General features: G+C 37.6%; 28 protein-coding genes, 1 pseudogene and 1 riboswitch. Of the genes and pseudogenes, 20 read left to right on the top strand and 9 right to left on the bottom strand.

What is annotated here, in order from left to right; genetic code table 11:
* Window positions 1-20 precede the first annotated feature (20 nt).
* The 5 genes from IYQ91_RS00615 to IYQ91_RS00595 all read left to right on the top strand — a co-directional run bounded on the left by IYQ91_RS00615 (window position 21) and on the right by IYQ91_RS00595 (window position 6,224).
* Window positions 21-1,577: a ClC family H(+)/Cl(-) exchange transporter gene (locus IYQ91_RS00615; protein ID WP_195672992.1), complete on the top strand. Its 1,557-nt coding sequence runs from the start codon at window positions 21-23 to the stop codon at window positions 1,575-1,577.
* Between the two features lie 189 nt (window positions 1,578-1,766).
* Entirely contained in the window at window positions 1,767-2,750 is a 984-nt protein-coding gene (gene guaC / locus IYQ91_RS00610) for a GMP reductase (protein ID WP_195672774.1), read from the top strand.
* Window positions 2,746-2,841: riboswitch (purine riboswitch) on the top strand. Its footprint overlaps the gene before it by 5 nt.
* A gap of 99 nt (window positions 2,842-2,940) precedes the next feature.
* A complete protein-coding gene (locus IYQ91_RS00605; RefSeq protein ID WP_195672773.1) occupies window positions 2,941-3,522 on the top strand; it encodes a xanthine phosphoribosyltransferase in 582 nt (193 codons plus the stop codon).
* On the top strand, window positions 3,522-4,787 hold the full coding sequence (locus IYQ91_RS00600) for a nucleobase:cation symporter-2 family protein (protein WP_195672772.1): 1,266 nt from the start codon (window positions 3,522-3,524) through the stop codon (window positions 4,785-4,787). The genes IYQ91_RS00605 and IYQ91_RS00600 overlap by 1 nt, the downstream gene beginning before the upstream one ends.
* Window positions 4,788-4,886: 99 nt before the next feature.
* Window positions 4,887-6,224, top strand: a complete 1,338-nt coding sequence (locus IYQ91_RS00595) for an MATE family efflux transporter (protein ID WP_195672771.1) — start codon at window positions 4,887-4,889, stop codon at window positions 6,222-6,224.
* A 77-nt stretch (window positions 6,225-6,301) separates the two neighbouring features.
* On the opposite strand, the gene IYQ91_RS00590 is transcribed toward IYQ91_RS00595, so the two are convergent.
* Window positions 6,302-6,502, bottom strand: a complete 201-nt coding sequence (locus IYQ91_RS00590) for a 4-oxalocrotonate tautomerase (protein WP_224783693.1) — start codon at window positions 6,500-6,502, stop codon at window positions 6,302-6,304.
* A gap of 103 nt (window positions 6,503-6,605) precedes the next feature.
* On the opposite strand from IYQ91_RS00590, the gene IYQ91_RS00585 reads away from it, so the two are divergent.
* The 10 genes from IYQ91_RS00585 to IYQ91_RS00540 all read left to right on the top strand — a co-directional run bounded on the left by IYQ91_RS00585 (window position 6,606) and on the right by IYQ91_RS00540 (window position 15,581).
* Complete coding sequence (locus IYQ91_RS00585) at window positions 6,606-7,190, top strand: thymidine kinase (protein WP_003024566.1); 585 nt, start codon at window positions 6,606-6,608, stop codon at window positions 7,188-7,190.
* An 18-nt stretch (window positions 7,191-7,208) separates the two neighbouring features.
* Complete coding sequence (gene prfA, locus IYQ91_RS00580) at window positions 7,209-8,288, top strand: peptide chain release factor 1 (protein WP_195672770.1); 1,080 nt, start codon at window positions 7,209-7,211, stop codon at window positions 8,286-8,288.
* Complete coding sequence (gene prmC, locus IYQ91_RS00575; protein ID WP_195672769.1) at window positions 8,288-9,118, top strand: peptide chain release factor N(5)-glutamine methyltransferase; 831 nt, start codon at window positions 8,288-8,290, stop codon at window positions 9,116-9,118. The genes prfA and prmC overlap by 1 nt, the downstream gene beginning before the upstream one ends.
* Window positions 9,111-9,701, top strand: a complete 591-nt coding sequence (locus IYQ91_RS00570) for an L-threonylcarbamoyladenylate synthase (RefSeq protein WP_003034403.1) — start codon at window positions 9,111-9,113, stop codon at window positions 9,699-9,701. The genes prmC and IYQ91_RS00570 overlap by 8 nt, the downstream gene beginning before the upstream one ends.
* Before the next feature lie 49 nt (window positions 9,702-9,750).
* Window positions 9,751-11,007 (top strand): serine hydroxymethyltransferase, encoded by a 1,257-nt coding sequence (glyA, locus tag IYQ91_RS00565; RefSeq protein ID WP_195672768.1) that lies wholly within the window; start codon window positions 9,751-9,753, stop codon window positions 11,005-11,007.
* A gap of 1 nt (window position 11,008) precedes the next feature.
* Window positions 11,009-11,983, top strand: coding sequence for a nucleoid-associated protein (locus IYQ91_RS00560; protein WP_117644478.1), 975 nt, complete (start codon window positions 11,009-11,011; stop codon window positions 11,981-11,983).
* Window positions 11,983-12,585 carry a lysozyme family protein gene (locus tag IYQ91_RS00555; RefSeq protein WP_106388323.1) on the top strand — a complete coding sequence of 201 codons (603 nt, stop codon included), beginning with the start codon at window positions 11,983-11,985 and terminating at the stop codon, window positions 12,583-12,585. The genes IYQ91_RS00560 and IYQ91_RS00555 overlap by 1 nt, the downstream gene beginning before the upstream one ends.
* A gap of 182 nt (window positions 12,586-12,767) precedes the next feature.
* Window positions 12,768-13,520: an SDR family NAD(P)-dependent oxidoreductase gene (locus IYQ91_RS00550; RefSeq protein WP_003029712.1), complete on the top strand. Its 753-nt coding sequence runs from the start codon at window positions 12,768-12,770 to the stop codon at window positions 13,518-13,520.
* Window positions 13,521-13,598: 78 nt separating this feature from the next.
* Entirely contained in the window at window positions 13,599-14,546 is a 948-nt protein-coding gene (locus IYQ91_RS00545) for a 2-keto-3-deoxygluconate permease (protein WP_195672767.1), read from the top strand.
* Between the two features lie 189 nt (window positions 14,547-14,735).
* Entirely contained in the window at window positions 14,736-15,581 is an 846-nt protein-coding gene (locus tag IYQ91_RS00540) for an alpha/beta hydrolase (protein WP_195672766.1), read from the top strand.
* Between the two features lie 255 nt (window positions 15,582-15,836).
* Here IYQ91_RS00540 and IYQ91_RS00535 read toward each other — a convergent pair whose 3' ends face one another.
* From IYQ91_RS00535 to IYQ91_RS00505, 7 genes are all read right to left on the bottom strand, one after another.
* Complete coding sequence (locus tag IYQ91_RS00535; RefSeq protein WP_195672765.1) at window positions 15,837-17,072, bottom strand: tyrosine-type recombinase/integrase; 1,236 nt, start codon at window positions 17,070-17,072, stop codon at window positions 15,837-15,839.
* A 14-nt stretch (window positions 17,073-17,086) separates the two neighbouring features.
* Window positions 17,087-17,290 carry a DUF3173 domain-containing protein gene (locus IYQ91_RS00530; RefSeq protein WP_001086263.1) on the bottom strand — a complete coding sequence of 68 codons (204 nt, stop codon included), beginning with the start codon at window positions 17,288-17,290 and terminating at the stop codon, window positions 17,087-17,089.
* Window positions 17,283-17,879 carry a replication protein gene (locus tag IYQ91_RS00525; protein WP_002900373.1) on the bottom strand — a complete coding sequence of 199 codons (597 nt, stop codon included), beginning with the start codon at window positions 17,877-17,879 and terminating at the stop codon, window positions 17,283-17,285. The genes IYQ91_RS00530 and IYQ91_RS00525 overlap by 8 nt, the downstream gene beginning before the upstream one ends.
* Window positions 17,880-18,009: 130 nt before the next feature.
* Window positions 18,010-18,621 carry a hypothetical protein gene (locus IYQ91_RS00520; RefSeq protein WP_195672764.1) on the bottom strand — a complete coding sequence of 204 codons (612 nt, stop codon included), beginning with the start codon at window positions 18,619-18,621 and terminating at the stop codon, window positions 18,010-18,012.
* Window positions 18,621-19,706: a helicase HerA domain-containing protein gene (locus IYQ91_RS00515; RefSeq protein WP_195672763.1), complete on the bottom strand. Its 1,086-nt coding sequence runs from the start codon at window positions 19,704-19,706 to the stop codon at window positions 18,621-18,623. The genes IYQ91_RS00520 and IYQ91_RS00515 overlap by 1 nt, the downstream gene beginning before the upstream one ends.
* A complete protein-coding gene (locus tag IYQ91_RS00510; RefSeq protein WP_195672762.1) occupies window positions 19,706-20,026 on the bottom strand; it encodes a hypothetical protein in 321 nt (106 codons plus the stop codon). Before IYQ91_RS00510 ends, IYQ91_RS00515 begins: the two co-directional genes overlap by 1 nt.
* Before the next feature lie 146 nt (window positions 20,027-20,172).
* A complete protein-coding gene (locus IYQ91_RS00505) occupies window positions 20,173-20,658 on the bottom strand; it encodes a helix-turn-helix domain-containing protein (RefSeq protein ID WP_195672761.1) in 486 nt (161 codons plus the stop codon).
* A gap of 283 nt (window positions 20,659-20,941) precedes the next feature.
* Here IYQ91_RS00505 and IYQ91_RS00500 point away from each other — a divergent pair, with 283 nt between their 5' ends.
* From IYQ91_RS00500 to IYQ91_RS00490, 3 genes and pseudogenes are all read left to right on the top strand, one after another.
* A complete protein-coding gene (locus tag IYQ91_RS00500) occupies window positions 20,942-22,282 on the top strand; it encodes a hypothetical protein (RefSeq protein WP_195672760.1) in 1,341 nt (446 codons plus the stop codon).
* Window positions 22,283-22,508: 226 nt separating this feature from the next.
* Window positions 22,509-22,733: pseudogene (locus IYQ91_RS00495) on the top strand (type IIL restriction-modification enzyme MmeI); the annotation flags it as partial.
* 82 nt (window positions 22,734-22,815) lie between these two features.
* Window positions 22,816-23,850 (top strand): hypothetical protein, encoded by a 1,035-nt coding sequence (locus tag IYQ91_RS00490; RefSeq protein WP_195672759.1) that lies wholly within the window; start codon window positions 22,816-22,818, stop codon window positions 23,848-23,850.
* A 210-nt stretch (window positions 23,851-24,060) separates the two neighbouring features.
* On the opposite strand, the gene guaA is transcribed toward IYQ91_RS00490, so the two are convergent.
* Window positions 24,061-25,620 carry a glutamine-hydrolyzing GMP synthase gene (guaA, locus tag IYQ91_RS00485; RefSeq protein WP_195672758.1) on the bottom strand — a complete coding sequence of 520 codons (1,560 nt, stop codon included), beginning with the start codon at window positions 25,618-25,620 and terminating at the stop codon, window positions 24,061-24,063.
* Between the two features lie 141 nt (window positions 25,621-25,761).
* On the opposite strand from guaA, the gene IYQ91_RS00480 reads away from it, so the two are divergent.
* Together IYQ91_RS00480 and IYQ91_RS00475 are read left to right on the top strand one after the other, a co-directional pair.
* Entirely contained in the window at window positions 25,762-26,460 is a 699-nt protein-coding gene (locus IYQ91_RS00480; protein ID WP_195672757.1) for a GntR family transcriptional regulator, read from the top strand.
* A gap of 115 nt (window positions 26,461-26,575) precedes the next feature.
* On the top strand, window positions 26,576-26,908 hold the full coding sequence (locus IYQ91_RS00475) for a putative DNA-binding protein (protein WP_195672756.1): 333 nt from the start codon (window positions 26,576-26,578) through the stop codon (window positions 26,906-26,908).
* The last annotated feature ends 53 nt before the right edge of the window (window positions 26,909-26,961 follow it).

Raw genomic sequence — 26,961 nt, 5'->3', positions numbered from 1 at the left:
GAACATATTGGGAGGTAATGATGTCTGTTCAGACAGAAAAGGGAACATCAAATACCAAGAAAGAATTTGCATTTACATCTAGTTCGATTATTCTGCAAGTTTCAAGAGGAATTTTAGTCGGGATTATTGTAGGTGCAATTGTCGGTTCTTTTCGTTTTTTGATTGAAAAGGGATTTCATATTGTTCAACATTTCTATCAGCAAGGGTATGATAGTATGATTTGGTTTGCTTTTATTCTGTTATTTTATGCTTGCGTGATTTGGATAAGTGCAAAGTTAACGCTCTCGGAAAAGGATATTAAAGGTTCTGGAATTCCGCAAGTAGAAGCAGAGCTGAAAGGTCTGATGAGCTTATCATGGTGGAGCGTTCTCTGGAAAAAATATATTCTGGGTGTTTTAGCCATTGCAAGTGGCTTAATGTTAGGACGTGAAGGTCCAAGTATCCAGCTGGGAGCAATGGGTGGAAAAGGAATTGCCAAACATCTTCATTTAAGCCCTGTGGAAGAGCGTTCTTTGATTGCTAGTGGAGCGGCAGCAGGGCTGGCAGCAGCTTTTAATGCTCCGATTGCGGGATTACTGTTTGTTATTGAGGAAGTCTATCATCATTTTTCGCGTTTCTTTTGGGTCTCGTCTTTGGCGGCAAGTTTAACGGCGAATTTTGTTTCACTTATGATTTTTGGAATGACCCCTGTATTAAATATGCCAGATAATATTCCTCTGATGAGACTAGGGCAATACTGGCTTTATTTGTTGTTAGGAATTTTTCTTGGTTTTTCAGGATTTTTATATGAAAAAGTTGTTCTAGCTATGCCTCGCATTTATGATATGATTGGAGAAGTTTTGCACCTTTCTCCGCAATATTATCCTATTATAGCTTTTATTTTCATTTTGCCAGTAGGATATTTCCTTCCACAGCTTTTAGGTGGTGGCAATCAACTGGTTCTCTCTTTAACCAGTCAACACTATCTGCTATTAACATTAATGATGTTTTTCGTTATTCGCTTTATCTGGAGTATGATCAGCTATGGTAGTGGGCTTCCTGGCGGTATTTTTCTACCCATTTTAGCTCTCGGCTCTCTTTTAGGAGCAATTGCTGGCGTCATTTGTGTGCAATTAGGCTTTGCAACACAAGAGCAATTTCCTATTTTTATTATTTTAGGTATGAGCGGTTACTTTGGTGCAATTTCTAAAGCTCCATTGACAGCAATTATCTTGGTGACTGAGATGGTTGGTGATATACGAAACCTCATGCCTCTTGGTTTAGTGACTTTAGTGGCATACGTTGTAATGGATTTATTGGGCGGAGCACCTGTGTATGAAGCTATGCTAGAACGAATGCTTCCAGATAGTGTGGCAGATGACGGAGAGACAACCCTTATCGAAATTCCTGTCTCTGAAAAAATAGCGGGTAAGCAAGTTCATGAGTTGGAATTACCAAGAGATATTCTAATTACCATGCAACATCACAACGGAAAGAACCAAACAGTGAATGGCAGCACGCGCCTGTATCTAGGAGATATGATTTATGTGGTATTGAAAAAATCAGATATTGGACGCATTAAAGATTTACTCTTGTAAAAGAGGGAGACCTCTTTTTTTAGAATCTGAAAGAATAACTCGCAATTTCCGAACGATAAAAAATATTATAAGTCATTATATTGTAATTTCTGTACCTTGTGTTATAATACTAAAGGAAACGTCAGGAAAGGCGTAGCGATGCGAAAGCATAGGTAGGTCATTTTTAGCATAAAATTAAAGGAGAATGATATGCTGAACGAATTTCCTATTTTTGACTATGAAGATATCCAATTGATTCCGAATAAATGTATCATCAAAAGTCGCTCAGAAGCAGATACGACCGTTACTTTTGGGAAACACACCTTCAAACTTCCTGTTGTTCCAGCTAATATGCAAACAATTCTGGATGAAGATGTAGCAGAAAGATTGGCGAAAAGTGGCTATTTCTACATCATGCACCGTTTTGACGAAGCTGGCCGCATTCCTTTCGTCAAGCGTATGCATGAGCAAGGACTGATTGCGTCTATTTCGGTTGGTGTGAAAGATTATGAATATGATTTTGTTAGCCAGTTGAAAGAAGCTGCTCCAGAATACATCACGATTGATATTGCGCATGGGCATTCAGATAGTGTGATTGATATGATTCAGCACATCAAAAAAGAACTCCCTAATACTTTCGTGATTGCAGGAAATGTCGGGACACCAGAAGCTGTTCGTGAGCTGGAAAATGCTGGAGCAGATGCAACCAAAGTTGGCATTGGGCCAGGGAAAGTTTGTATCACAAAAGTAAAAACTGGTTTTGGTACAGGTGGCTGGCAATTAGCGGCTCTTCGTTGGTGTGCAAAAGCTGCTCGCAAACCAATTATTGCGGACGGTGGTATTCGTACGCATGGCGACATTGCCAAATCTATTCGCTTTGGTGCTACCATGGTGATGATTGGTTCCCTATTCGCAGGTCATATCGAAAGCCCAGGTCAAACGGTTAAAGTAGACGGTGAACAATTTAAAGAGTATTATGGTTCGGCTTCAGAGTACCAAAAGGGTACGTATAAGAATGTGGAAGGAAAGAAAATTCTTTTACCAGTTAAAGGGCATTTAGCTGACACTTTGGTTGAAATGGAGCAAGATTTGCAAAGTGCCATTTCCTATGCTGGCGGAAGAGACTTAGCTGGTCTTAAGCACGTAGATTATGTCATTGTGAAAAATTCTATTTGGAACGGTGATGCGCATTAACAATAAAATAATTACTTATTTATATTACGAATTTGGCGTAATGTTTCTACAAGGCACCTAATGTCTAACAATAAGTAAGTCTTCAACTTTCCTGCTATGTTTTTAGCAAGGAATTTTGTATTCAGTTGGTTAACCAATTGTTTTAGGCTTGCTTTTGGCAAGCCTTTTGTTTTTTCTAAAAGGAGATTTTATGAAATTATTAGAAGAATGTATCCTAAAAGATGGAAATGTTTTAGGAGAAAATATTTTAAAAGTGGATTCATTTCTGACTCACCAAGTCGATTTCAACTTGATGAAAGAAATTGGTAAAGTGTTTGCAACCTATTTTCGCTCAGCTGGTATTACAAAAGTTGTGACAATTGAAGCATCTGGCATCGCACCTGCTATTTATACAGCAGAAGCATTGGGCGTTCCAATGATTTTTGCGAAAAAGTCAAAAAACATCACTATGACGGAAGGTATTTTGACGACAGAGGTCTATTCTTTTACCAAACAAGTGACAAGTACGGTCTCAATTGCAGGGAAATTTTTAAATCGTCACGATAAAGTGCTTATTGTCGATGATTTCCTAGCAAATGGGCAAGCAGCTAAGGGGCTAGTTGATATCATTGAACAATCAGGTGCCCATGTGGAAGCGATTGGCATTGTGATTGAAAAATCATTCCAAGAAGGAAGAAAGTTGCTAGAAGAAGATAAGCGAAAAGTCGTTTCTTTGGCTCGTATTCAAAAATTTGAAAATGGAAAAGTTGTATTTATGGAGGCTGATGCATAATGGAACTGAAAGAAGAAAAACACTCACAGGCGGCTGTCTTAGGTTTACAGCACTTATTAGCAATGTACTCAGGGTCAATCCTTGTACCCATTATGATTGCTGGTGCGCTAGGTTATTCGAGCCAACAGCTGACCTATCTTATCTCCACAGATATTTTTATGTGTGGTGTGGCAACATTTTTGCAATTGCAACTCAATAAATATTTCGGAATTGGCTTGCCAGTCGTACTTGGCGTTGCTTTCCAATCGGTTGCACCTCTGATTATGATTGGTCAAAAACATGGAAGTGGAGCTATGTTTGGAGCACTCATCGTTTCCGGTATCTACGTTCTTTTGATTGCAGGCATTTTTTCTAAAATTGCTAATTTCTTTCCACCAATTGTGACGGGCTCAGTGATTACAACTATTGGTTTGACACTTATTCCTGTTGCGATTGGCAATATGGGAAATAATAGTGAAAAACCAACTGCACAAAGTTTGCTGTTAGCTGCTGTAACGATTTTGATTATACTGTTAGTAAATATCTTTGCAAAAGGCTTTCTTAAATCCATTTCCATTCTGATTGGCTTAATTATTGGAACGATTATTGCTAGCTTTATGGGCTTAGTAGATTTTGCGCCAGTAACTCAAGCTCCTCTTGTACATGTTCCGACACCGTTTTATTTTGGAATACCTAAGTTTGAACTTTCATCCATCGTCATGATGTGTATTATCGCAACAGTTTCTTTGGTAGAATCAACAGGTGTTTATTTTGCACTTTCAGATATTACAAACGAAAAGTTAGACAGCATTCGTCTGCGAAATGGTTATCGTGCAGAAGGACTTGCAGTGCTTCTTGGCGGTATTTTTAACACTTTCCCTTATACAGGATTTTCACAAAATGTTGGTTTGGTCAAACTTTCTGGAATTAAAACACGGCTCCCAATCTATTATGCAGCAGGATTCTTAGTCTTGTTAGGATTGGTACCGAAATTCGGCGCTTTGGCACAAATTATTCCAAATCCTGTACTCGGTGGTGCCATGCTTGTCATGTTTGGTTTTGTTTCTGTCCAAGGAATGCAAATGCTAGCACGAGTTGATTTTGAACACAATGAACATCATTTCTTGATTGCCGCTATGTCTATTTCTGCAGGAGTCGGCTTAAATGGAAGCAATCTTTTTAACAGTTTGCCAACTGGCTTACAAATGTTTTTCTCAAACGGGATTGTTATGGCGAGTGTCATTGCGATTGTATTGAATCTTATTTTAAATCGTGAGAAGAGATAAAGCTCGACAAGAGGCTGGGAGGATTTCCTCCTAGCTTTTTTGACTATTCTAAGTGCTTATAGTATAGTTAAGAGAGAAAGTATTGTTTGAGGAGATTGTATGTACCAAGCTCGCAATTTAAAAGAAAGAATGACCTTATTTATCTCGATTTTTTTGCCAATTTTGATTTATCAACTGGCCAATTTTTCAGCCTCGTTTGTGGATACAACCATGACAGGGCAATACCATACGTTGCATTTGGCGGGAGTTTCAATGGCGACTAGCTTATGGAGTCCATTTTTTACTTTTTTGACTGGTATTGTCTCAGCCTTGGTTCCGATTATTGGACATCATCTAGGACAAAAACAGGAAGAAAAAATCGCTTCTGATTTTTATCAGTTTATTTATTTATCTCTCGGCTTGTCTCTTCTCTTGTTTGGGCTCGTTTTTCTAGGTGCACCGCTTGTTTTGTCCAATATTGGATTAGAACCATTAGTAGCAGAAGTCTCTATACACTACCTCTGGTATTTGGCATTTGGTATTATCCCTTTGCTTTTATTTAGTGTTGTACGCTCTTTATTAGACGCATTAGGATTGACAAGATTATCCATGTATCTTATGTTGCTCTTGCTACCGTTGAATGCCAGTTTTAACTACATTTTAATTTATGGAGCATTTGGCTTCCCAGAAATGGGCGGAGCAGGAGCGGGGCTAGGGACTTCGTTGGCTTACTGGGTGCTGTTAGTCCTTTCGGTGGTAGTTGCCAAAAGACATCCTAGAATAAAAAAATATCAATTATGGAAAATTCGACCTTTGGATAAAGAAGGATTGCAGGAAGGGATTCGTCTCGGTTTTCCTATTGGCGGGACTGTCTTTGCAGAAGTTGTGATATTTTCAGTCGTAGGTTTGCTCATGGCTAAGTTTTCTTCGTTAATCATTGCCAGTCACCAATCTGCTATTAGTTTTTCCAATCTTATGTATGCTTTTCCTATGAGCATTTCTAATGCTATGGCGATTATCGTTTCTTACGAAATTGGCGCAAAGCGTTTAGACTATGTCAGAAAATATTGTGTTTTGGGAAGATTGACTGCGCTTGGGTTCGCTGTTTTCACGCTGACATTTTTATATCTTTTCCGTTATCAAGTCGCTTCATTGTATGGAACCAACAAGGAATTTATACGTTTGACGTCCATTTTCTTAACTTACAGTTTATTTTTTCAATTAGCAGATACTTTCGCAGCGCCTCTTCAAGGAATTTTACGTGGTTATAAGGATACAAAAGTGCCATTTTATTTGGGATTGATTGGCTATTGGGGGGTGTCGCTACCAGTTGGGTTACTATTGGATCACACGACAAATTTAGGTCCCTTTGCTTATTGGATTGGTTTAATCTCTAGTCTGGTCGTTAGTGGCATTTTATACCAACTTCGTCTTAATCATATTCAAAAAAGAAATTAGCTTAAATGTTGCATCTACATCATTTATCATTTTGAATAAAAAAAAGAATCTCAGATTTTTTCCAAGATTCTTTTTTGTTATTTTGTACGCATTTCACCTTGTGGGAAATAAGTCCCTTCTGGCATATCGTTGATGATGACATGAACAGCAGATTGTGGCGCGCCAGTATTTTTCACGATAGCAGCAGTAACTTCTTTTGCAAGAGCTTTCTTTTGTTCTAACGTGCGTCCTTCAAATAAATCAATTCTGACAAATGGCATTTCATTTCTCCTTTTTATTTTTGATATTTTTATTTTATCACAAATTAGGTTTTAAAGCGTGTCAGAATGTGGTAAAATAAGAAGTATTAAAAATTGGAGAATTTGGAACGAATTAAAGAAAATGGCTCAGTTGTATTATAAATATGGCACGATGAATTCGGGCAAAACAATCGAAATTTTAAAAGTAGCACACAACTATGAAGAACAAGGCAAAGGTGTTGTCATTATGACGAGCGCACTTGATACACGTGACGGTTTTGGCGTTGTTTCTAGTCGTATCGGAATGAAGCGAAAAGCAATTGCAATAGCAGAAGATACTGATATTTTCCACTTTATTCAGGAAATGCCCGAAAAGCCTTATTGTGTATTGATTGATGAAGCGCAGTTTCTATCTCGTCGTCATGTCTATGACTTAGCGAGGGTAGTTGACGAATTAAACGTACCAGTTATGGCTTTTGGTTTGAAAAATGATTTTCGCAATGAGTTATTTGAAGGCTCGAAATATCTCTTGCTTCTAGCAGATAAAATTGATGAGATTAAAACAATTTGTCAATTTTGCTCCAAAAAGGCAACCATGGTATTAAGAACAACGAATGGTAAGCCGGTCTATGAAGGTGAGCAAATTCAAATCGGTGGGAATGAAACATATATTCCTGTCTGTCGGAAGCATTATTTTAAGCCAGAAATTGACGAAATGAAGAGTTAAGGAGAGGTGTAGCAAACGATGAATATTTATGAACAACTACAAGCCGTTGAAGATCGCTATGAAGAGTTGGGGGAACTTCTGAGTGACCCAGATGTTGTTAGTGACACCAAGCGTTTTATGGAATTGTCCAAAGAAGAAGCGAGTACACGCGATACGGTAGCAACTTATCGTGACTATAAAAGGGTGCTCCAAAACATCACAGATGCCGAAGAAATGATCAAAGACGCTTCTGGCGATGCTGATTTGGAAGAAATGGCAAAGCAAGAGCTCAAAGATGCAAAAGCTGAAAAAGAAGAATACGAGGAAAAATTGAAAATTCTTCTTTTACCAAAAGATCCAAACGATGATAAAAACATCATCTTAGAAATCCGTGGTGCAGCAGGAGGTGATGAAGCTTCACTCTTTGCTGGTGATCTTCTGACAATGTATCAAAAATACGCCGAATCGCAAGGATGGAAATTTGAGGTTATGGAAGCCTCCATGAATGGAGTCGGTGGCTTCAAAGAAGTAGTAGCGATGGTTTCTGGTCAATCCGTGTATTCCAAATTAAAATACGAATCAGGTGCTCATCGCGTACAACGTGTCCCAGTAACAGAAAGTCAAGGACGAGTTCACACTTCAACAGCAACCGTCTTAGTCATGCCTGAAGTTGAAGAAGTGGAATATGATATTGATCCAAAAGATCTTCGAATTGACATTTATCACGCTTCTGGTGCTGGCGGTCAGAATGTCAACAAAGTTGCAACAGCCGTTCGGATCGTTCATTTGCCGACAAATATTAAGGTTGAAATGCAGGAAGAACGAACCCAACAAAAGAATCGCGACAAAGCTATGAAGATCATTCGTGCGCGCGTAGCGGACCATTTTGCACAAATTGCGCAAGACGAGCAAGATGCTGAGCGAAAATCAACTATTGGTACTGGAGATCGCTCAGAGCGAATTCGTACCTATAATTTCCCACAAAATCGTGTGACAGATCATCGTATTGGTTTAACGCTGCAAAAGCTAGATACGATTTTAGCTGGCAAACTGGATGAAGTTGTTGATGCCTTGGTATTGTATGACCAAACACAAAAACTAGAAGAATTGAATAAATAATGAAATTAGCTCAAATTCTTGCTGAAATGGAAAAACAGCTTGAAGCAGTTGGCGAAGAAGCTGAAAGTCTCTCCTTTACTTTTCAAGTTTTTAGAAACTTATCTTTTACCCAATTTGTGTTGAAAATGCAGGCAGAAGCAACAGAAGATGATATAGAATTACTGAAAAAGATTCAATCTCAATTATTAGTTCATAGACCTGCCCAATACATTATTGGGAACGCAGAATTTCATGGACACTCGTTCAAAGTAGATGAACGAGTGCTAATTCCCCGACCAGAAACTGAGGAATTGGTCAACCTTATCTTGTCTGAAAATCAAAATAGCAGTCTGAAAGTTTTGGATATTGGCACTGGAAGTGGAGCAATTGCTCTATCTTTGGCTGCTGAGCGTGCGAATTGGCAGGTCACGGCTTCCGACATTTCCCAAGATGCTCTGGATTTGGCGCAAGAAAATGCGGAAGCAATTGATGTAGTGATTGATTTTGTTCAGTCTGATTGCTTTCAGGCGATTACAGGAAAGTATGATATTATTGTATCCAATCCGCCCTATATTTCAGAGACGGACAGAGAAGAAGTAGGACTAAATGTCCTTGCTTCAGAACCTCATCTTGCTCTTTTTGCTGAAGAAGACGGGTATGCTGTTTATCGAAAAATTGCTGAGAACGCCCAAAAACATTTGACAGAAAAAGGTAAAATCTATCTCGAAATTGGCTACAAGCAAGGGGAACATGTAAAAAAATTATTTGAGTCTGCATTTCCAAAAATGAGAATTCGCGTCTTGCAAGATCAATTCGGAAAAGATAGAATGGTAGTGGTAGATAATGGATAAAATTGAGGAAATACTGAGCAGCGGAGGAGCGGTCGTGCTGCCAACAGAGACTGTATATGGTTTATTTTGTAAGGCACTGGACGAGCAGGCCGTCAGTCATGTCTATGACTTAAAAGGTAGACCTCGCGAAAAGGCCTTGAATTTAAATGTTTCAAGCTTAGAAGAAATTTATCAATTTTCCAAACATCAGCCTCAGTATTTAAAAAAGCTCTATCAAGCCTTTTTACCCGGTCCTTTGACCATTATTTTACAAGCTAATGAACAAGTTCCGATTTGGGTAAATTCAGGTATGAAAACAATTGGTTTTCGTGTCCCTAGTCATCCTAAAACATTGGACTTGATTAGAAAATTTGGACCTCTCATTGGTCCGTCCGCAAATTTATCTGGAAAGAGTAGCGGAGTAAACTTCCAGCAAATTATGACCGATTTCAATCACGAAGTTCTTGGTATAGAAGATGATGCTTTTCTAACAGGACAGGATTCAACTATTTTGGATTTATCTGGTGAAACAGCATATATTCTACGCCAAGGTGCTGTCACTTGCGAAGAAATTCTCGCTAAAATTCCAGAAATTCACTTCTAAACCTTGACTAAATAGGTTTTAGCCCCGCTTTAAGAGAAGGGAGACTCTTATGATTTTTGACCATAAAAACTATAAAGAATATGACGCTGAGCTTTGGGAAGCCATTGCTGCAGAAGAAAAACGTCAGCAAAACAATATTGAATTGATTGCTTCAGAAAACATTGTTTCAAAAGCTGTTATGGCAGCACAAGGTTCTATTTTAACCAATAAATATGCCGAAGGTTATCCAGGTCGTCGCTATTATGGTGGTACGGACGTTGTGGATGTGATTGAGACATTAGCAATTGAACGTGCTAAAGAAATTTTTGGAGCAAAATTTGCCAATGTTCAACCCCACTCAGGCAGTCAGGCGAATTGTGCGGCTTATATGGCCTTAATTGAGCCAGGTGATACAGTAATGGGAATGGATCTTGCAGCAGGCGGACATTTGACACATGGCGCAGCTGTTAGCTTCTCTGGGAAAACCTATAACTTTGTGCCTTATAATGTCGATCCTGAAACGGAACTTTTAGATTTTGATGCTATTTTGGCGCAGGCTAAAGAAGTCAAACCTAAATTGATTGTTGCAGGTGCTTCTGCCTATTCACATATTATTGATTTTGCTAAATTCCGTGAAATTGCAGATACTGTCGGAGCCAAACTCATGGTAGACATGGCTCATATTGCCGGTTTAGTTGCTGCTGGTTTGCATCCAAGTCCAGTACCGTATGCACATATTACGACAACTACCACTCATAAAACCCTTCGAGGACCTCGTGGCGGCTTAATTTTGACCAACGATGAAGAATTGGCGAAAAAGATTAATTCCGCAATCTTCCCAGGAATTCAAGGAGGACCGCTAGAGCATGTCGTGGCAGCTAAAGCAGCTGCTTTCAAAGAAGTATTGGATCCAGATTTCAAAGTTTATGCTCAGCAAATTTTGGATAACGCTAAGGCAATGGTTCAAGTATTCCAACAACATGGTAATTTCCGTGTTATTTCAGGCGGTACGGAGAATCACCTTTTCCTTGTGGATGTGACCAAAGTCGTTGAAAATGGAAAAATCGCTCAAAACCTTTTGGATGATGTCCATATCACTCTCAACAAAAACTCTATCCCTTATGAAACCTTATCTCCATTTAAAACAAGTGGCATTCGTATTGGAACTGCAGCTATTGCAGCTCGTGGCTTTGGGGTAGCTGAAAGTACTAAAGTAGCAGAATTGATCATCAAAACATTAGAGAATGCAAACAACGAAGCTGTTTTAGAGCAAGTCCGTGCAGAAGTTAAAGAATTGACCGATGCCTTTCCACTATATGAGGACTGAAATGGACATTTACGTAAAAAAAGCTATTATTCATCAATTTAGTCCATCAGACACCGACCTTCTTTTAGCAGATAAATATCTTAATATTACTCCTAAAATTGAAGAATATCTTCGCAAGAAGATTGAACGTGTCTATTCAGATGAGGCCAAAACGGGCATTTTTACCGAAGATAATGTCTTTTTATCACATATGACAAAAGACCTTTTAGAAACCTCTGTCAGTATTGCCAACCTCTGGAAAGAGGAGTTTTCGGTGAGCGAAAATCAGAAAACCAACGATTTGATTTTTGTTCAATTTGACAAGGAAGGAGTAGAGCATTTTGCTTTTTTGCGTATCGCTCTGCGGGAAACCCTCACCCATTTAGGTGGAGAAGTAGAAAATCCTATCAAGATTACCCAGAACAACTTGCCGGGATTTGGTACAGGTGCTGATGAGGCCTTGGTTATTAACCTTCAATCTCGTAAATACCATTTGATTGAAAAACGGATTAAATACAATGGTGCTTTTCTCAATTATTTTTCTGATAATCTATTACAAGTCCATCCTGAAATTTCTCCCAAGAAATCTATTAAAGCCTTAGAAAAAACGGCTCAAAAAGTTGCAGAGAGCTTTCATCAGGATGACTTTCAATTTCAATCCAAGGTTAAATCATCTATTTTTAAAAACTTAGAAGAAAATGATGAATTGTCTCCGGAAAAATTAGCAGATGACTTGTTTGATAACAATCTGACAGCTCGTTTGACTTTTATTGATCAGGTTAAGGAAACAATTCCAGAAACTGTTAAATTTGATGAAATTGATAGTAGTCGTCAGAAGAAAAAATTTGAAAACCAAAAACTCTCCCTTTCAAATGGAATTGAGCTTATTGTCCCCAATAACATCTATCAAGATGCGGAATCCGTAGAATTCATACAAAACGAGAATGGAACCTATTCCATTCTCATCAAAAACATAGAAGATATCCAAAGTAAATAATGTTTAAAATTCTTAGAAAATTGATCCTTCTCATTCTTTTAATCTTTGTTGGTTACAAGCTTGTTCAAGTTCATCATGATGTCAAGCAAGTGATGAACTACCGTAGCTTAGTAAGAGAAGTGCTAGACGAGCAAGATACTGCGGCCAATGAGGAACTAGTCCTTGCTATGATTTACACAGAAACAAAAGGAAAAGTTTCTGATGTCATGCAATCTAGTGAAAGTGCGACGGGTCAGAAAAACTCTATTTTAGATAATAAAGAAAGCATTCGTCAAGGTGTTCAGACTTTATCTGCGAATCTAAATGTAGCTCAAGAAAAGAAAGTAGATGTTTGGACCGCTGTACAAGCCTATAACTTTGGTCGAGCTTACATCGATTATATTGCAAAACACGGTGGCGAAAATACCCTTGATTTGGCAAAAAAATACTCCAAAAATGTCGTCGCACCAAGTTTAGGAAATGTGACCGGCAAAACCTATCCTTATTACCATCCCATCGCCCTCCTTCATGGCTCTAAGCTCTATATCAATGGTGGGAATTATTATTACTCCCGACAAGTTCAGATGAATATGCACATCATGAAAGTGATGAATTGGTTTTAATAAATCAAAAGGTTAGAGAGCTTTGTTTTCTAACCTTTTTAGATTAGTAATAGAAAACAGCAAAAAGATTGTTTTTTCTAAATATTTAAAATATTTCATATTTCTACTTTTATTTTTAAAACGAGAGTGCTATAATAATCACGTAGAATTCTATAATAATCAAAACGGAAGGATTTGAAAATATGAATTTTTCAGGTAAAACAGCAATTGTTACCGGTGGTGCAAACGGAATTGGCAAAGAAGTTGTTCGCGGTATTGTTGAAGGTGGTGGTAATGTCATTATTGCCGACATCAATCAAGGAGCAGCTGAACGAGTGATTGCCGAATTTGGAGCAGAACACACGAGCTTTACTTATATGGATTTAGGAAATCATGAATCTATTGTAGAAGCAATGAACAAAATAATCGCAACAGCTGGTAAAATTGATATCTTAGTCAATTGTGCTGGTGTTATTAGTGCGAAACCATTTGAACAATTAACTTACGATGAATGGGAACGCACCATTCGTATTAACCTCTCTGGTTGTTTTTCAACTATTAGTACTATTTTCCCACATTTTATTGAACAAAAGGGGGGAAGAATTGTTAATGTTTCCTCAGTAGCTGCAAAATTAGGCGGTGGTTTGCTTGGAACAGCTGCTTATGCGTCTTCTAAAGCTGGTTTGAACGGTCTTACAAAAGCAGTAGCAAAAGAAGGAGGCAAATATGGTATTGCATGTAATGCGGTTTGTCCTTCTTTTACACGAACGGATATGACTACTGTATTGTCAGAAGACCCTGAAAAGAGTCAGCGTGTCATCAACATGATTCCACTTGGACGTCGTGCAGAACCTGTTGAAATTGCTCAAATGATTCTTTTCTTTGCTAGTGACTTAGCCAGCTTCGTGTCTGGAGAAATCGGTGATTGTGATGGCGGTATCACGCTGGATGGCTAATTTTTTATCGAAAAGATGTATGGCATTCAAGCCTTGTTAAATAAAAACAAGGCTTGAATATATAGAGGAAATATGATTATGAAAATTTTTAATAAGAAAATTAAGATTCCTGGTGATACAATTATTGTTCCCATGTTTATCGGCTGTGTGATAAATACATTTTTCCCTCAAGTGTTGAAAATTGGAGGTTTTACAACCGCTATAGTTCAGGGAGCTGGTCCGCTCGTTGGAGCTTTTCTATTCTTTATAGGAGGAACAATCTCGTTAAAGAACACTCCAAAAGCTGTTGGGCGTGGAGCGGCTATTATCACATCTAAGATTGTCATTTCAGTTGTTTTAGGTCTGTTGGTAGCAAAAGTCTTCAATGATAATTTTTTAGGTTTAAGTGCTTTGGCGATTATTGGAGCTATGTCTGTCGCTAATAACGCTATGTATGCTGGAATTGTAGAAGTTTACGGAAATGAAATTGATGCAGGTGCTGTTGGTATTACTACCTTAAGTGTTGGACCGATGGTGACAATGGCAGCTCTCAGTAGTGCTGGTCTTGCTAACATTTCTATTTGGAGTTTAGTAGGAACTATTTTACCACTTGTTTTAGGGATTGCATTAGGAAATGCTTTTCCATATATGAAAAAAGTTCTATCAAATGGTGTGACAGCAATTATTATCATTGTTGGATTCTGTTTAGGAGCCAACATGAGCTTTATGCAAATTATTCAAGGTGGTTTACCAGGTATTATACTCGGAATCATTACAACCTTAGTTGGAGGCTTCTTTGCTATTTTTGCAGATAAAGCTACAGGTGGATCAGGAATTGCTGGTGCAGCTATTTCAAGTACAGCAGCTAGTGCCATAGCTACTCCAGCAGCTTTATCGGCTGTAGATGCTTCCTTTAAAGCTGTTGAAGCTACAGCTACCACCCAAATAACAGCATCCGTTATTGTAACAGCGATTTTAACACCAATTTTGACAGCTTGGGTAGCTAAACGTGTAGATACTACAAAACAAGTGAAAACAATGAATTGATTTTAAAAGTTCACTTGTTGTTTGATGATAACGTTTAATAGTTTACTAAAGGGGAGTTTTTGGGACTTTCCTTTTTTACTATTCAACAAATCGCCTTAAATCCAAAACGTCATTTCAAACAAATCAATTGTCATTTATATTGTTACATGTTATACTTAAAAATATATCTCACAGAAAGAAAAGCTAAACATGATGAAGAAAATAGCCCTAATTACAGGAATTTTAACAATTTTGATTGCTATTTCTACTTTTTTATTTTACCGTGTCAATGCTGAAGGGAAATTAGACAGACAGAAGTATGTGCAATCAACTACTCCAACCCTATTCTTTCATGGTTATGGAAGTAGTGCCAATGCGGAGCGGCATATGACGAATGCAGCAAAAAAAGCAGGGGTAACAAAAACAGTTATTCGAGCAAATGTTGATAGAAATGGTGCAGTTACGTTAAGGGGAGACATTCCCAAAGGTGCTATCAATCCAATCGTAGAAGTGAATTACGAAGATAATCGCAATCCCATTGATGTTGGACGATATGCAAAAGCTGTCGTCAGCAAGCTACAGGAAAAGTATGGCTTTACAAAAATGAATATGATAGGTCATTCTTTAGGGAATATGTCGATTTTGTATTATCTTTTAGAACATGCTCAAGATGAGAACTTGCCACAGCTGCAAAAACAAGTGAATATTGCAAATTTCGCTGCCGGTTTAGAAGCTATGGGCTTATCATCTGATGTGAAAGTTGACAAAACAACTGGTCAACCTAATCAAATTACGCAAACTTTCCAAAGATTATTACCATTACGTGAAGTATTCCCACAAAATCAAATTGATGTGCTAAACATCTATGGGGATTACAAAAATGGCTCCGATGGTTCCGTTTTAAACGCTTCATCTCGCAGCTTGAAATATCTGGTTGCTGATAATGCCAAATCTTATCAAGAAAAGAAAATTACCGGCAAACTAGCACAACATAGTCAACTGCACGAAAACTCAGAAGTAGACAAGTTATTGATTCAATTTCTATGGGGAAAATAAACTGATAAATTAAAAAGCTAAACTTTGAGAAATAAGAAGAAGTTTAGCTTTTTCTATTTATTGACTTTCAGTCCGTCTCGCGACCTTCGGTGCAAGACAAATAAACCGCTCGCTAATGAACTGCACCTCAATCATTAGTTTTTGTCTCTAACTTTTTAGGTGCAGTTCATAGACTGGTAATCATGATTTTTATTCCCACTCAACGACTAAATAAGGTCGTCAAATCGTTTATATAACAGTGTTTTTAGCGTGTGGTTATGATTTTGGAGACAGTTTTGGAGACTCTCTCAGTATTGCTTGATTTCCATTGAAATTAACTTTTGTATTTTTAGCGTGTTGTATATTGATTAATCCAGTCATTTCATTAGCCAGTTCCTTATCAACTCCTGACCACATATGAGCATAGTGCTTCAAAGTGATTTCTGGACTTGAGTGTCCTAGTCGTTTTGAAACGATCAGCACCGATGCGTTAAGCTCGTTAATAAGGTAGGATGCGTGAGAATGTCGTAAACCTTTTGCTTGAATCAATGGGACATTTGCTAATTTGGCATAACGCTTAATGATTCTTGAAATGGTTGATTTAAGCATAGGGTTACCATCGTAACTTAAAACAAAATTTACTTTTCCAAGTTCAGATTGACGTTCTTTCCATGCTTTCAAGATTTGGATGGTATCATCATCTAAAGTAACGATACGGAGACCAGCATCTGTTTTAGTGTGGTTCTGTCTTTGCCAATTATTCTTATTAGTCATAATCAGCATATGAGCCACTCTGAGCTCTTTTTTCTCAAAATCAATATCGTTCCACCAGATTGCTGTTCCTTCGTTCACACGCACCCCGGTACAGAAGTAGAGCCACAGCATAACAAAGCATAAATGCTCATAGAAATCAGAAATGCAGATATTGCTAATAACTTCTTCAAAGTCGTTTTTTGTCCAATACTCAGCGATACTTTTCCCTTTTGGAATAGATTTTACTTTCATTGAAACATTCTTCTGTAGATATTGCATATCAACAGCGAAATCCAATGACTTTCTAAAAGTTCCAAAAGTAAGACCTGCATAGGCTTGCGAATAATTACCACCATTTTTAGCTAATAGCCATGTTCTAAAGTTCTGAACTTCACGAACAGTTATGTCTTTGAGTTTTTTCTTCCCAAATCGATTGAAAACAATTTTTAAGGACGGCTGACGTGTTGCATAAGTATGTTCGCTTACTTCTGACTGATAGTAAGGTAAATAAACTGTATTCATGAACTGCTCATAAGTCATATCGTAATTAGAGTATCCATCTGACTGAAGATAGTCATTTTTGACCCTAATCGCTTCTGTATAGGCTTCTTTTGTAGTAGTGAATTTTTTACCATTTGAGTCTTTACGAGACTTTTTCTTGATACGTTTACCAGTGATTTTATCGTTACCTAGGCTAACTTCATAGTAGAATTGACCTTTATCATCAATATACACATCTTGGAAGTTTGTTTTAGCCATAAATTACCTACTTTCTATTCGTTCAGTAACTTAAAGCCAAGAATCTCCTCAACAGCTTCGATTGGAACAGTTCCTAATCGTCTATTGTTGTAAATGGTATACCCTTGTTGTACCATATTCAACTTAGTTTGTCTAATAATTTGTTGAGCTGTAGCTTTTGCGTAGCCTAGTTTAACCAAATCATCAGAAGTAATAGTCAACAGATTTTTACTATTCATTTTCTTCCTCCTTCTTGATATTGTTACGCTGAGGATTGCAACGCCGAGAATCAAGATACTTAGCAAAGAAGTAGGTACGTTCAATGATGAGCCCAAGAAGGGGAGTATGATTCGCACGTGCATACCATACTAGCTCTTCAAACTCAGTGAAGTCATTCTGTTCAATGATATCCACCACCTCTTGCATGAAGTCATCTGAGTTCATCTCTACAAGGAACTTATCAAGGTTAAATCCACAGCCTACCTCAATATCATTCAGATCATATTGCGTTTTATCCTTATTCTCAGCGTGGGTAAAGTAGTCAAAGAGTCCTTTTGGAGATTGGACAACTTCCACGTGAGAAGGGCCGTTCAGCTTATCTTTGATTAGTTCAGATACTTGTTTGTAGCTCTTGAGTGAATCGAAGAAGAATGCTCCGTGTTTGTGAGCCTTTTTCAATTCTCCTGTTTGGCGATTGATGTCTTTATCGTGCCACGGGCTCAAGATAAAGGGAATATGCAATTCTTCAAGAATTACAAGATAGTCTGCAGGGGCGCTCTCTTTGTAGAATAAGAATGTCCACTTGCTAGAACGTTGTTCTTTTGCCATTTTTCACCTCATTTCTGTGATTACTGATTATTGGATAAATGGGGGGTCGTAGTAACCCCCATTTATCTTGGTCAATAGAAAAGAAGGGAGCTATTTGGCTACTGCTAAACGCAAGCCATAGCCCCCTCTTTTACCGTTTTTTACCAACTAACCAAAGGTTATTGCGACCCCGATTAGGTGCAGAGAAGTAGTAGTCAGGATGCTGACTAGATACTTCCTCTTTTAGTTGGGAAGTCATATCACTCAAGACTTTTTGCCCCTGCTGGTCTCTTGGGACTTTAATGAATACTCTGACTTCATCTTTTTGGATGTCTACAACACTCTTACGAGCACAACGATTGAAGCTGCCGTTGATTGGGTTGTGGGTTGTAATGGTTTGGTTATCTATTGTTGTGACTTTCTCTGATTTTTCACGTTGTGTCAGGAAATTACGGAGCTTGAAAGTGTGGTAGATGGATTTGAAATAGTTGAAAAGATTATCAAATCGAACACGATTCATGATTTCAAGCGTAACGGATGCAAACAATGCACCTAGTAAGTAGCTCATAACCGTATAAGAGTATTGGCTTCCCATTGTTAGATAGCTACTGACTTGCGAAAGGTCAAGGGCGATAGGAAGCGTTAGGGCAATAGTGCTCGCTAGAAAGTCTAATGACCATCCAAGAAATCCTGTTATAAGTGAAAAGAGAATCAAGTAGATGTTGAGGTTGTAAGTCCTCATGAAGAATGATTTTTTTATCATTAGAGAATACCTTCCGTTGTGTAGTATGTAGGACAAAGTAGCGGGAGTACCTGATAGGGATGCTCATTGTCAATGACCTGTATCAAGCCAGTGCCGTGTCCAGTCGGAATAACAATACCTTCAGGATTTAGGTCAGGGAACAAAAATTGAACAGATTTGCTATTTATATTTCCAATCTGAATTAGAACATTAAGCTGTTCCCGTACTGATACTGGAATCGTGGTGTGGTCAAATCGCTGGCTTACTAAGAGCAAGTGAATTTTTGTAGCCCGTCCAAGTAGAGCAATTTGTGACAAAAGAGAGAAAAAAGATTCCTTGATTGCCTTATTGACTCCCTCTGAAAGAGCCAGTACCTCGTCCATGACAATTGTGAGATGTGCGAATTCATGACGGGGATTGTCATATAGAATTGCTTGACGTTGTTGAATCAGATTTAGGCATTGACTTAAACGCTCATTGACCTCTGAAACGAAATCAGACTTAGAACGGTTCTCCACGGGATGAATGACTGCGATTTTGTGTTCGCGAGCCCAACGACTTGGGGAATCAAACTTAGGGTCTACGATGATGAGGTCGCTCTGATTTTTGAGAACGGAGAGCAGGTAGGTAAGGGCATAACTTTTCCCTGAGCCCGAGTTTCCACAGATAGCCATGTGGTTCACCTTATCAAGATTGAGAGTAAAATTTTCCATAATTGGAATCTGATTCTTTGGTAGGTTGGATGTGTACTTGTCAAGGTCAGGGATGACCAAACGTTTTGAGATACCCACCTTCCAAGGGAAGAAGAGCCCACGCTGAACATGAATGTCATCTGTCTTGAGAGGGATAAAGTAAGTGGCATTCTGTTTCAGAAGTGTATAGTGAGGGTACAAGGAAGCGTTAGCAATCAAGAAGATTTTGTTATAGAGTTCATCATCTAGGATGTAGGCACAAGGAAGCCTAGGGATGAAGATGAAGCCACCCTCTTGAATGACAATATTGAAGCTATTGGTGTAGCTTGTTTCCCCCTGCATCAGAGCCCCAAGAGCCATGTTGAGGCTCTGGAGCAAGTAAGATTGCAGGACAGTATCTGCTTTAGTTGCCATTATTTGACCTCCTTGATACCGTCAGCTTTGAAGTAGACATTGTAGCGAACCTCAACGGCTTGGAGATTTTCAAATTTAATCAAGCTTAGAAATTCAGGAAGTTTGACCTTGTCTTCAAATTTTACTTGGAAAGGTTCAAGCCCTTCTTGAACAAAGGTTGCCTTGTAGGCGATAATCTCACCGGTTGGCTTTCCATCTTCAAAGAGTTGTTGGGGTTCAAGCTCAGTGCTTAAACTGTGAATCGGTTTAGTAGGAATGACATATTCCGTTGCAGTTGTGGCTGAGTAGCCACCTTTCTTGTGTTTGGTTTTAATTGCCATGGGTTTTATCCTCCTTTATGGCTTAATTGTTTTGTTAGGGGGACGTGCTCAGTTTGAGTCGTGAGCTGGACTGTCTTAGCTAAGTACATATCTATGATAGACGTTTTAGACTTTTCTTGATTTCAAGATTTTTGAAAGTGTAGCACTCAAAGTTGTGCTACGAGTGAGACGAATTCGATTAACCATTCAACTAGGCTATCAGCAATTTGGTAAGATGTTTCTTCCTTTGGAAAATCAGGGAAGAAATCATATAAGTCAGTTGCCAAGGTTGAGAGATTTTGTTGAATACCTTTCTTTTTGGATTTGAAAAGATGCTTTGTGGAATCGTGTCCTTCAGAAAGAATAAGTTCTGTCAATTGAGTAATGAGCGACTTGCAAAAGTCAATACTAGGGAAGAAAACACTCTTTACATTAGGAAGATTTAGTGTTTCTTGCAAGGCATCCACAGTGTCTAAGGTAATATTTCGTTTACCTCTTAGGATTTGACTAACGGCAGGAGCAGAGATTTCTATAGGTTCATCAAAATTATAATAAAAGATACTGTTCTGAGCTTTACCTTGCTCAATCAATTCTTGTTTGATAGCTTGACCAAGTAATTCACAATAGAGAGTTTTAACTTTAGCTTTTAGCATAAGTTGTCCTTTCCTGTCCTCAGATGGAAAGAAACAAATGAGCTATTACAGTTACCGAGTAGATGCAAAAATGGCACAAAAAAGAAACGGTGAAACAGTAATATGCAAAACTAAACCTTTACCGCATAGTAATCATATTGTTTCGATCCGTCCTTTGCTGGCCAGCTTTTGGACTTTTTATTTTTTGAGATATAAATATCCCTGATATTATTATAAAGTCAAAAAACGTGGTATAATTTAGGCGTAAATAATTTATTTTAATGAAGGAAATACCAGGTTTTGTATGAAGTTCAAGAATACTAAGAAATACTTGCTCGATATTGCTTCCCTTCGGTTAGATTGTAAAGTGAGAGAGATAAATAGAGAACGTAAAGAAGTATCTTCTCGGGAATACTATTGGGAACATGGTAAAAAGAAAAAACAGAATCCAAAATATAGCAAGTTGTCAAATGAAGAAATATATTCAAAAAATGCCCCTTTAATTGGACAAATTCGAGGAAGAAAAATAAATAAAAAAAATCCTCATTTATTTACCAATTCAGCAGTTAGGGCAATTTACAATAATTGTAAAATTAGTCCAACCGATACCAGCTTTGGATTAAATGAAGAAGAACAAATCAATTTTAGAAAACGAAATATGATGTTCAAATCATATGACGAAATTTTTTTCGGAAGTGAGTCGGAACAGCGTACAATGGAGACGTTTTTTCCAACAGCATTGATGCTAGATATTTTGTATGAAAAATATGATGAAAACTTATGGAGAATTGTTTTAGGTTATGTCCCATTAAATATTGTGTTTGAGAAAATAAAGCAAAATGTCAAAGATACTAAAAAGGTGTATAGCCTTCTTGTTAAGGATAACTGGGAATTACTTATGACAGGTATTTTTAGAGCCAGTGAAAGATTTGGTACACATGAGAATTCTTTTGAAGATATCTTTACATTGGATATAGAATACTTTGTAAGTTTTTATAATTCATCCTTCCCGAGTAGGCAGGAGGGGGAGAATAGATTGGCAAAGATTGAAAGAGTTTTATCTTTGTTTTATGAGGAGGTGTTGAAAGACAAGTTTGAGCAATTTATAAATGAGAGAGAAGGATTTGAATATCATAGTATTGAATCTATGGTTGCTATTCAAAAAGAAGCTCAGGGATATAAGAAGAGAATTATTGAATTTGAATCTTCGAAATTATTAGGAATTTATAGCTCTTCTTGGGATGATAATTTTTTAGACGAGCTTGAGGCTCTCAATGCAAAAGAAGAACTAACAGATGAATATTCGGATTTGCTCCATGTTACTAGGATATCCAAATTGATTGACAGAGTTTTTGGGGAAATGACTGTTTTACAGAGTAAACATGAAGACAGTAATCACTGGGGTGGTAACTATCTTGGGTATATCAAAAAATATCAAAAAGGGAATGAAATATTAGCTTATTTTTCCTCTGGTGACTCCGCTGAATTAAAGCCATTGATACTAGACAGTGAAAAACAAGCAGACCGATGGAACGAACATCTTAGAAGGAGATTATACATCAAAAAGCATCCTAATAGCTATTTAGCAAAAGAAGAACGAGAGCAAATGGAATGGTTTAGAGATAGGAGAAATAAAAAACTTTGAGTTTTATGTCTCAAAGTTTTTTGGATATGTCTAAAAAATTATTGAAGACTGAATTTTTATCCTTAAATGGTATAATAGAGTGAATATGAAAAATTGGTAAAGGAGTATCCTTTAGTGCATTGCTCACACAATATACTAAATAACTATTAAATCCCTTTTGCTGATGAAATATGTGAGGTATGTGATGTTAGATAAGGGGAACAGTGATCAGTCTAACAAGACTGTGATGACACTAAAGGAACAGAAGAATCAAGCAAATGAGTTTGTTGCACGTTGGAAAGATAGAGGGAATGAACGACAAGATTCACAGCCTTTTTGGCTTGACCTTTTGCAGTCAGTTTATGGCATTGAAAAGCCAACTGAGTATATCACTTTTGAAGATAAGGTTATGCTTGACCATACCAGTTTCATTGATGGCTATATTGAAAAGACTAAAGTCTTGATTGAGCAAATATGAAGAACTTATTAAAGAAAAATAATCTCCCTAAGACTGGACATACTGGTTAAGGGTAAGGGGTGTAGCGAGGTGGACAATGTACATAACCAACTGGATTAAAGATAGACTGAATCAGAAAAAAGAAAAACTAGAATCCGTTTCATATACGAATGTAAAGGAACTTGCATTAACTAAAATGTCAGATTCTCCAATATTGTTTGTTGACAATGGAAAAGAAAACATAGGTTACGATTACCAAACGTATGAGAATATTACTTATTTATTAAAAAACGGCGGTAGTCTCAACTACCTTATAGCTGATAGAGACATAAAAATTTCTTCTCATAAATTTGTACCCATTGAAGATAAAGGAAAAAATCTTTACGAATTAGATCTTGGTAAAATAGATGTATTCCTTAAGGATTTGAATTTAGGATATTTTCATGAACAAGACCACTATGGAGGAGCAACTTATACACTTTCATCATACATTTTAATGGCATTATGCTGTGACAATTACAAACATTACGATATTGAACTCAGTATATATCGAGAACGTGATGCAAGAGAAGCGTATGATGCAGGAATTGACATCTATTACTCAGTAATGAAGCAAAATAAAAATGTTAGCCAAATTCTTCCTCGAAACAGCATAATCCTAAAAGCTGAGGAGCGTGAAAGTGATATAGTTTATTATAAACAGCTTATTGAAAAATCAGAAAAAAAGTTACTTTCTCTGCCTAGTAATAGAGTTTGGGAAACTATACCTACACAACCAATATACATTTTTCACTATAAAATAGATGCCCCAGCATTCAGTAGTTCTATAAGAAAAATTGAAATGAAGGAAATTGATAACTTTTACATTTCTAAGTCTGGAGAATACATTAAACATAGTGTAGTGGAAAGAATTGGATTAGAAGGTTATTCTTTGATTCACATCACATTTTCTAGAGAGTTAAGCAATAAACAAAAAGAAAAATTAGACAACTATTTTTATAACGATTTTTCATTAAAAAAAATTCCTTTAGATGACTATAAGCAAATTGCGACACAAAAAGTAAAAAAATTAAACGAGCAAATCGAACAAGGATTAGATATTTTTGAAATTATCTCGGGAAATAAATACTAATGTTAAAGCTACATAAAAAAAGAGGCAGGTGTAAATACCTGCCTTTTGGATACCTCTGTCAAAATGAAATAAAAAAGAAGTTCATAAATCGAACTTCTTTTGGAGACACTTTGGAGACAATTCAAATGAATTCACCCCATTTTTAAGACCAATTAAAACAATTCAAATGCTGTTAAATTAAGGTTTCTTAGCCAAAGTTACTCTTATATTTTACTCCCACTCAACCGTTGCTGGTGGTTTGCTGGTAATATCGTAGACAATACGATTAACATGATCTACTTCATTGACGATACGAACAGAGATTTTTTGTAGTACTTCCCAAGGGATTTTAGCAAAATCTGCTGTCATTCCATCGATAGAAGTAATAGCACGAATGGCAATGGTATAATCATAAGTTCGACCATCACCCATAACACCGACTGAGCGAACACCAGTATTCACAGTGAAGTATTGCCAAATATCACGATCGAGTCCAGCTTTCACGATTTCTTCGCGGAGAATGGCGTCGGATTCACGTACAGTGGTGAGTTTTTCTTCTGTAATTTCCCCCATGACACGTATAGCAAGTCCTGGACCTGGGAATGGCTGACGCCAAACAATTTCATCTGGCATACCAAGTTCTGTACCAAGCGCGCGAACTTCATCTTTGTAGAGGGTGTTCAGAGGTTCAATCAGCTTGAACTGCATGTCTTCTGGCAGACCACCAACATTATGGTGAGACTTGATAGTTTGAGCAGTATCTGTACCAGATTCGATAACGTCAGTATAAAGCGTTCCTTGTGCGAGGAATTTTACATCTTTCAACTTACTTGCTTCATCATCAAAGACGTAGACAAATTCATTGCCGATGATTTTACGCTTTTGCTCTGGATCAGAAACACCAGCTAATTTATCAAGGAAACGTTTGGCAGCGTCTGCTTTGATGATATTCAGACCGAATTTTCCTCCAAGGGAATCCATAACTTGATCTGCTTCGCCCTTTCGGAGCAATCCATGATCTACAAAGATGCAGATAAGCTGGTCTCCGATAGCTTTTTGAAGGAGAACGCCAACAACGGATGAATCAACACCGCCTGAAAGCCCGAGAAGAACACGTTTATCGCCAACCGTTTCTCGAATTCGCTTGATTTGCATTTCAATAAAGTTATCCATTGACCAGTCGCCTTTGGCGCCACAAATATTCAAAGCAAAATTGCGTAGAATGTCATACCCATAAACAGAGTGGCGTACTTCAGGGTGAAATTGAATGCCATAAATCTGCTTTTCAGGTTGCTCAATAGCTGCAAATGGACAGTCGGCAGAAGTACCAGTACGTACAAATCCTTGAGGAATTTCGGTGACAGCATCTCCGTGACTCATGAGAACGATTTGTTTTTCAGGAGTTCCTGCAAACAGTTTAGAGACAGTATGAGTGAGCTCGGATTGACCGTACTCACGGTTTCCGGCATTTCCAGCAGGTACAACTTTCCCACCTAATTTGTGAGTCAAAAGCTGCATTCCATAGCAAATTCCCAAAATTGGAATACCCAATTCTAAAATTTCAGGATCAATGTCAAATGCTCCTGCTTCATATACAGACTTTGGTCCACCTGACAAAATGATTCCGACTGGATTTATCTCACGAACCTCAGCAGCTGTGATTTTATTGCTTTTCAGCTCAGAAAAAACACCAATCTCGCGGATTCTGCGTGAAATAAGCTGATTGTATTGGCTCCCATAATCCAGTACAATAATTCTTTCGACATCTTGCAATTCAGTTGTAGTTGTCATTTCTTCCCTTTCTTAAAAGACTTTTCTTTGTTTATTCTAACACAAAATAAAGACTTTTTCCAATAACATTAAGTAGCGATTGACTTTTATTTCAATTGATAATACAATGAAGAGAGGAAACCATTCTTGAAAGGGGTTACTATGCTTCCGGCTTATATTAAAATTCACGATCAAATAAAAAAAGAAATTGACGAGGAAATCTGGAAAATCGGGCAACGTCTGCCAAGTGAGCGCGATTTAGCTGAACAATTTGAGGTTAGCCGCATGACACTTCGTCAGGCAATCACTCTTTTAGTCGAAGAAGGAGTGCTAGAGCGTCGTATGGGTAGCGGTACATTTGTAGCCAGTACACGGGTTCAGGAAAAGATGCGCGGCACAACCAGCTTTACAGAAATCATCAAATCCCAAGGCAAGACACCTTCAAGTCAATTGATTTCTTACCGTCGAACACTGCCAAGTAAAGAAGAGGTCGAAAAATTAGGAATTGAGAAGACGGAAAACGTTGTCCGAATGGAGCGGGTGCGGTATGCGGATAATATCCCCGTAGTTTACGAAGTCGCTTCCATTCCAGAGAAATTCATCAAAAATTTTAATAAAGAAGAAATTACGAAGCATTTTTTTCAAACCTTACAAGAACATGGCTATAAAATCGGAAAATCTCAACAGACCATTTATGCTCGTCTTGCCAAGGAAAAGATTGCACATTATCTAGAAATCCCTAGAGGACGTGCCATTCTTGGTTTGACACAGATTTCTTACTTTGACAACGGTACCGCTTTTGAATATGTTAAAAGTCAGTATGTCGGCGAACGATTTGAATTTTATCTGGAAAATAACTGATTTAAATTACATAATTTAATATACGTAAACACTCTTAGTGATTTAAGAGTGTTTTTTAGTGAGTAAAGCTCTTCACTAGTAGAGTTTATCTGTATTTTTTGATATAATAATCTTTATGGAAATTGAAAAAACCAACCGAATGAATGCTCTTTTTGAGTTTTATGCAGCGCTTTTAACAGATAAACAAATGAATTATATCGAGCTTTATTATGCAGATGATTATAGTTTAGCTGAGATTGCTGAAGAATTTCAAGTTAGTCGTCAGGCTGTTTATGATAATATCAAACGAACAGAAAAGATTCTGGAAGACTACGAAAAGAAGCTCCACATGTATTCAGACTATATCGTCAGAAGTCAGATTTTCGATCAAATAATGGAAAAGTATGCAGATGACACCTATTTACAAGAGCAAATTGCAATTTTATCCAGTATTGACAATCGAGAATAGTGAATTGTCGACTCAAAAATACCAAAACATCATCAATAACAATAACTAGGAGA

The sequence above is a fragment of the Streptococcus sp. HF-2466 genome, from assembly GCF_015594645.1.
Classification (GTDB): domain Bacteria; phylum Bacillota; class Bacilli; order Lactobacillales; family Streptococcaceae; genus Streptococcus; species Streptococcus anginosus.
The sequence above is the reverse complement of the archived record's forward strand: the minus strand, read 5'-3'. Positions and strand labels throughout refer to the sequence as shown.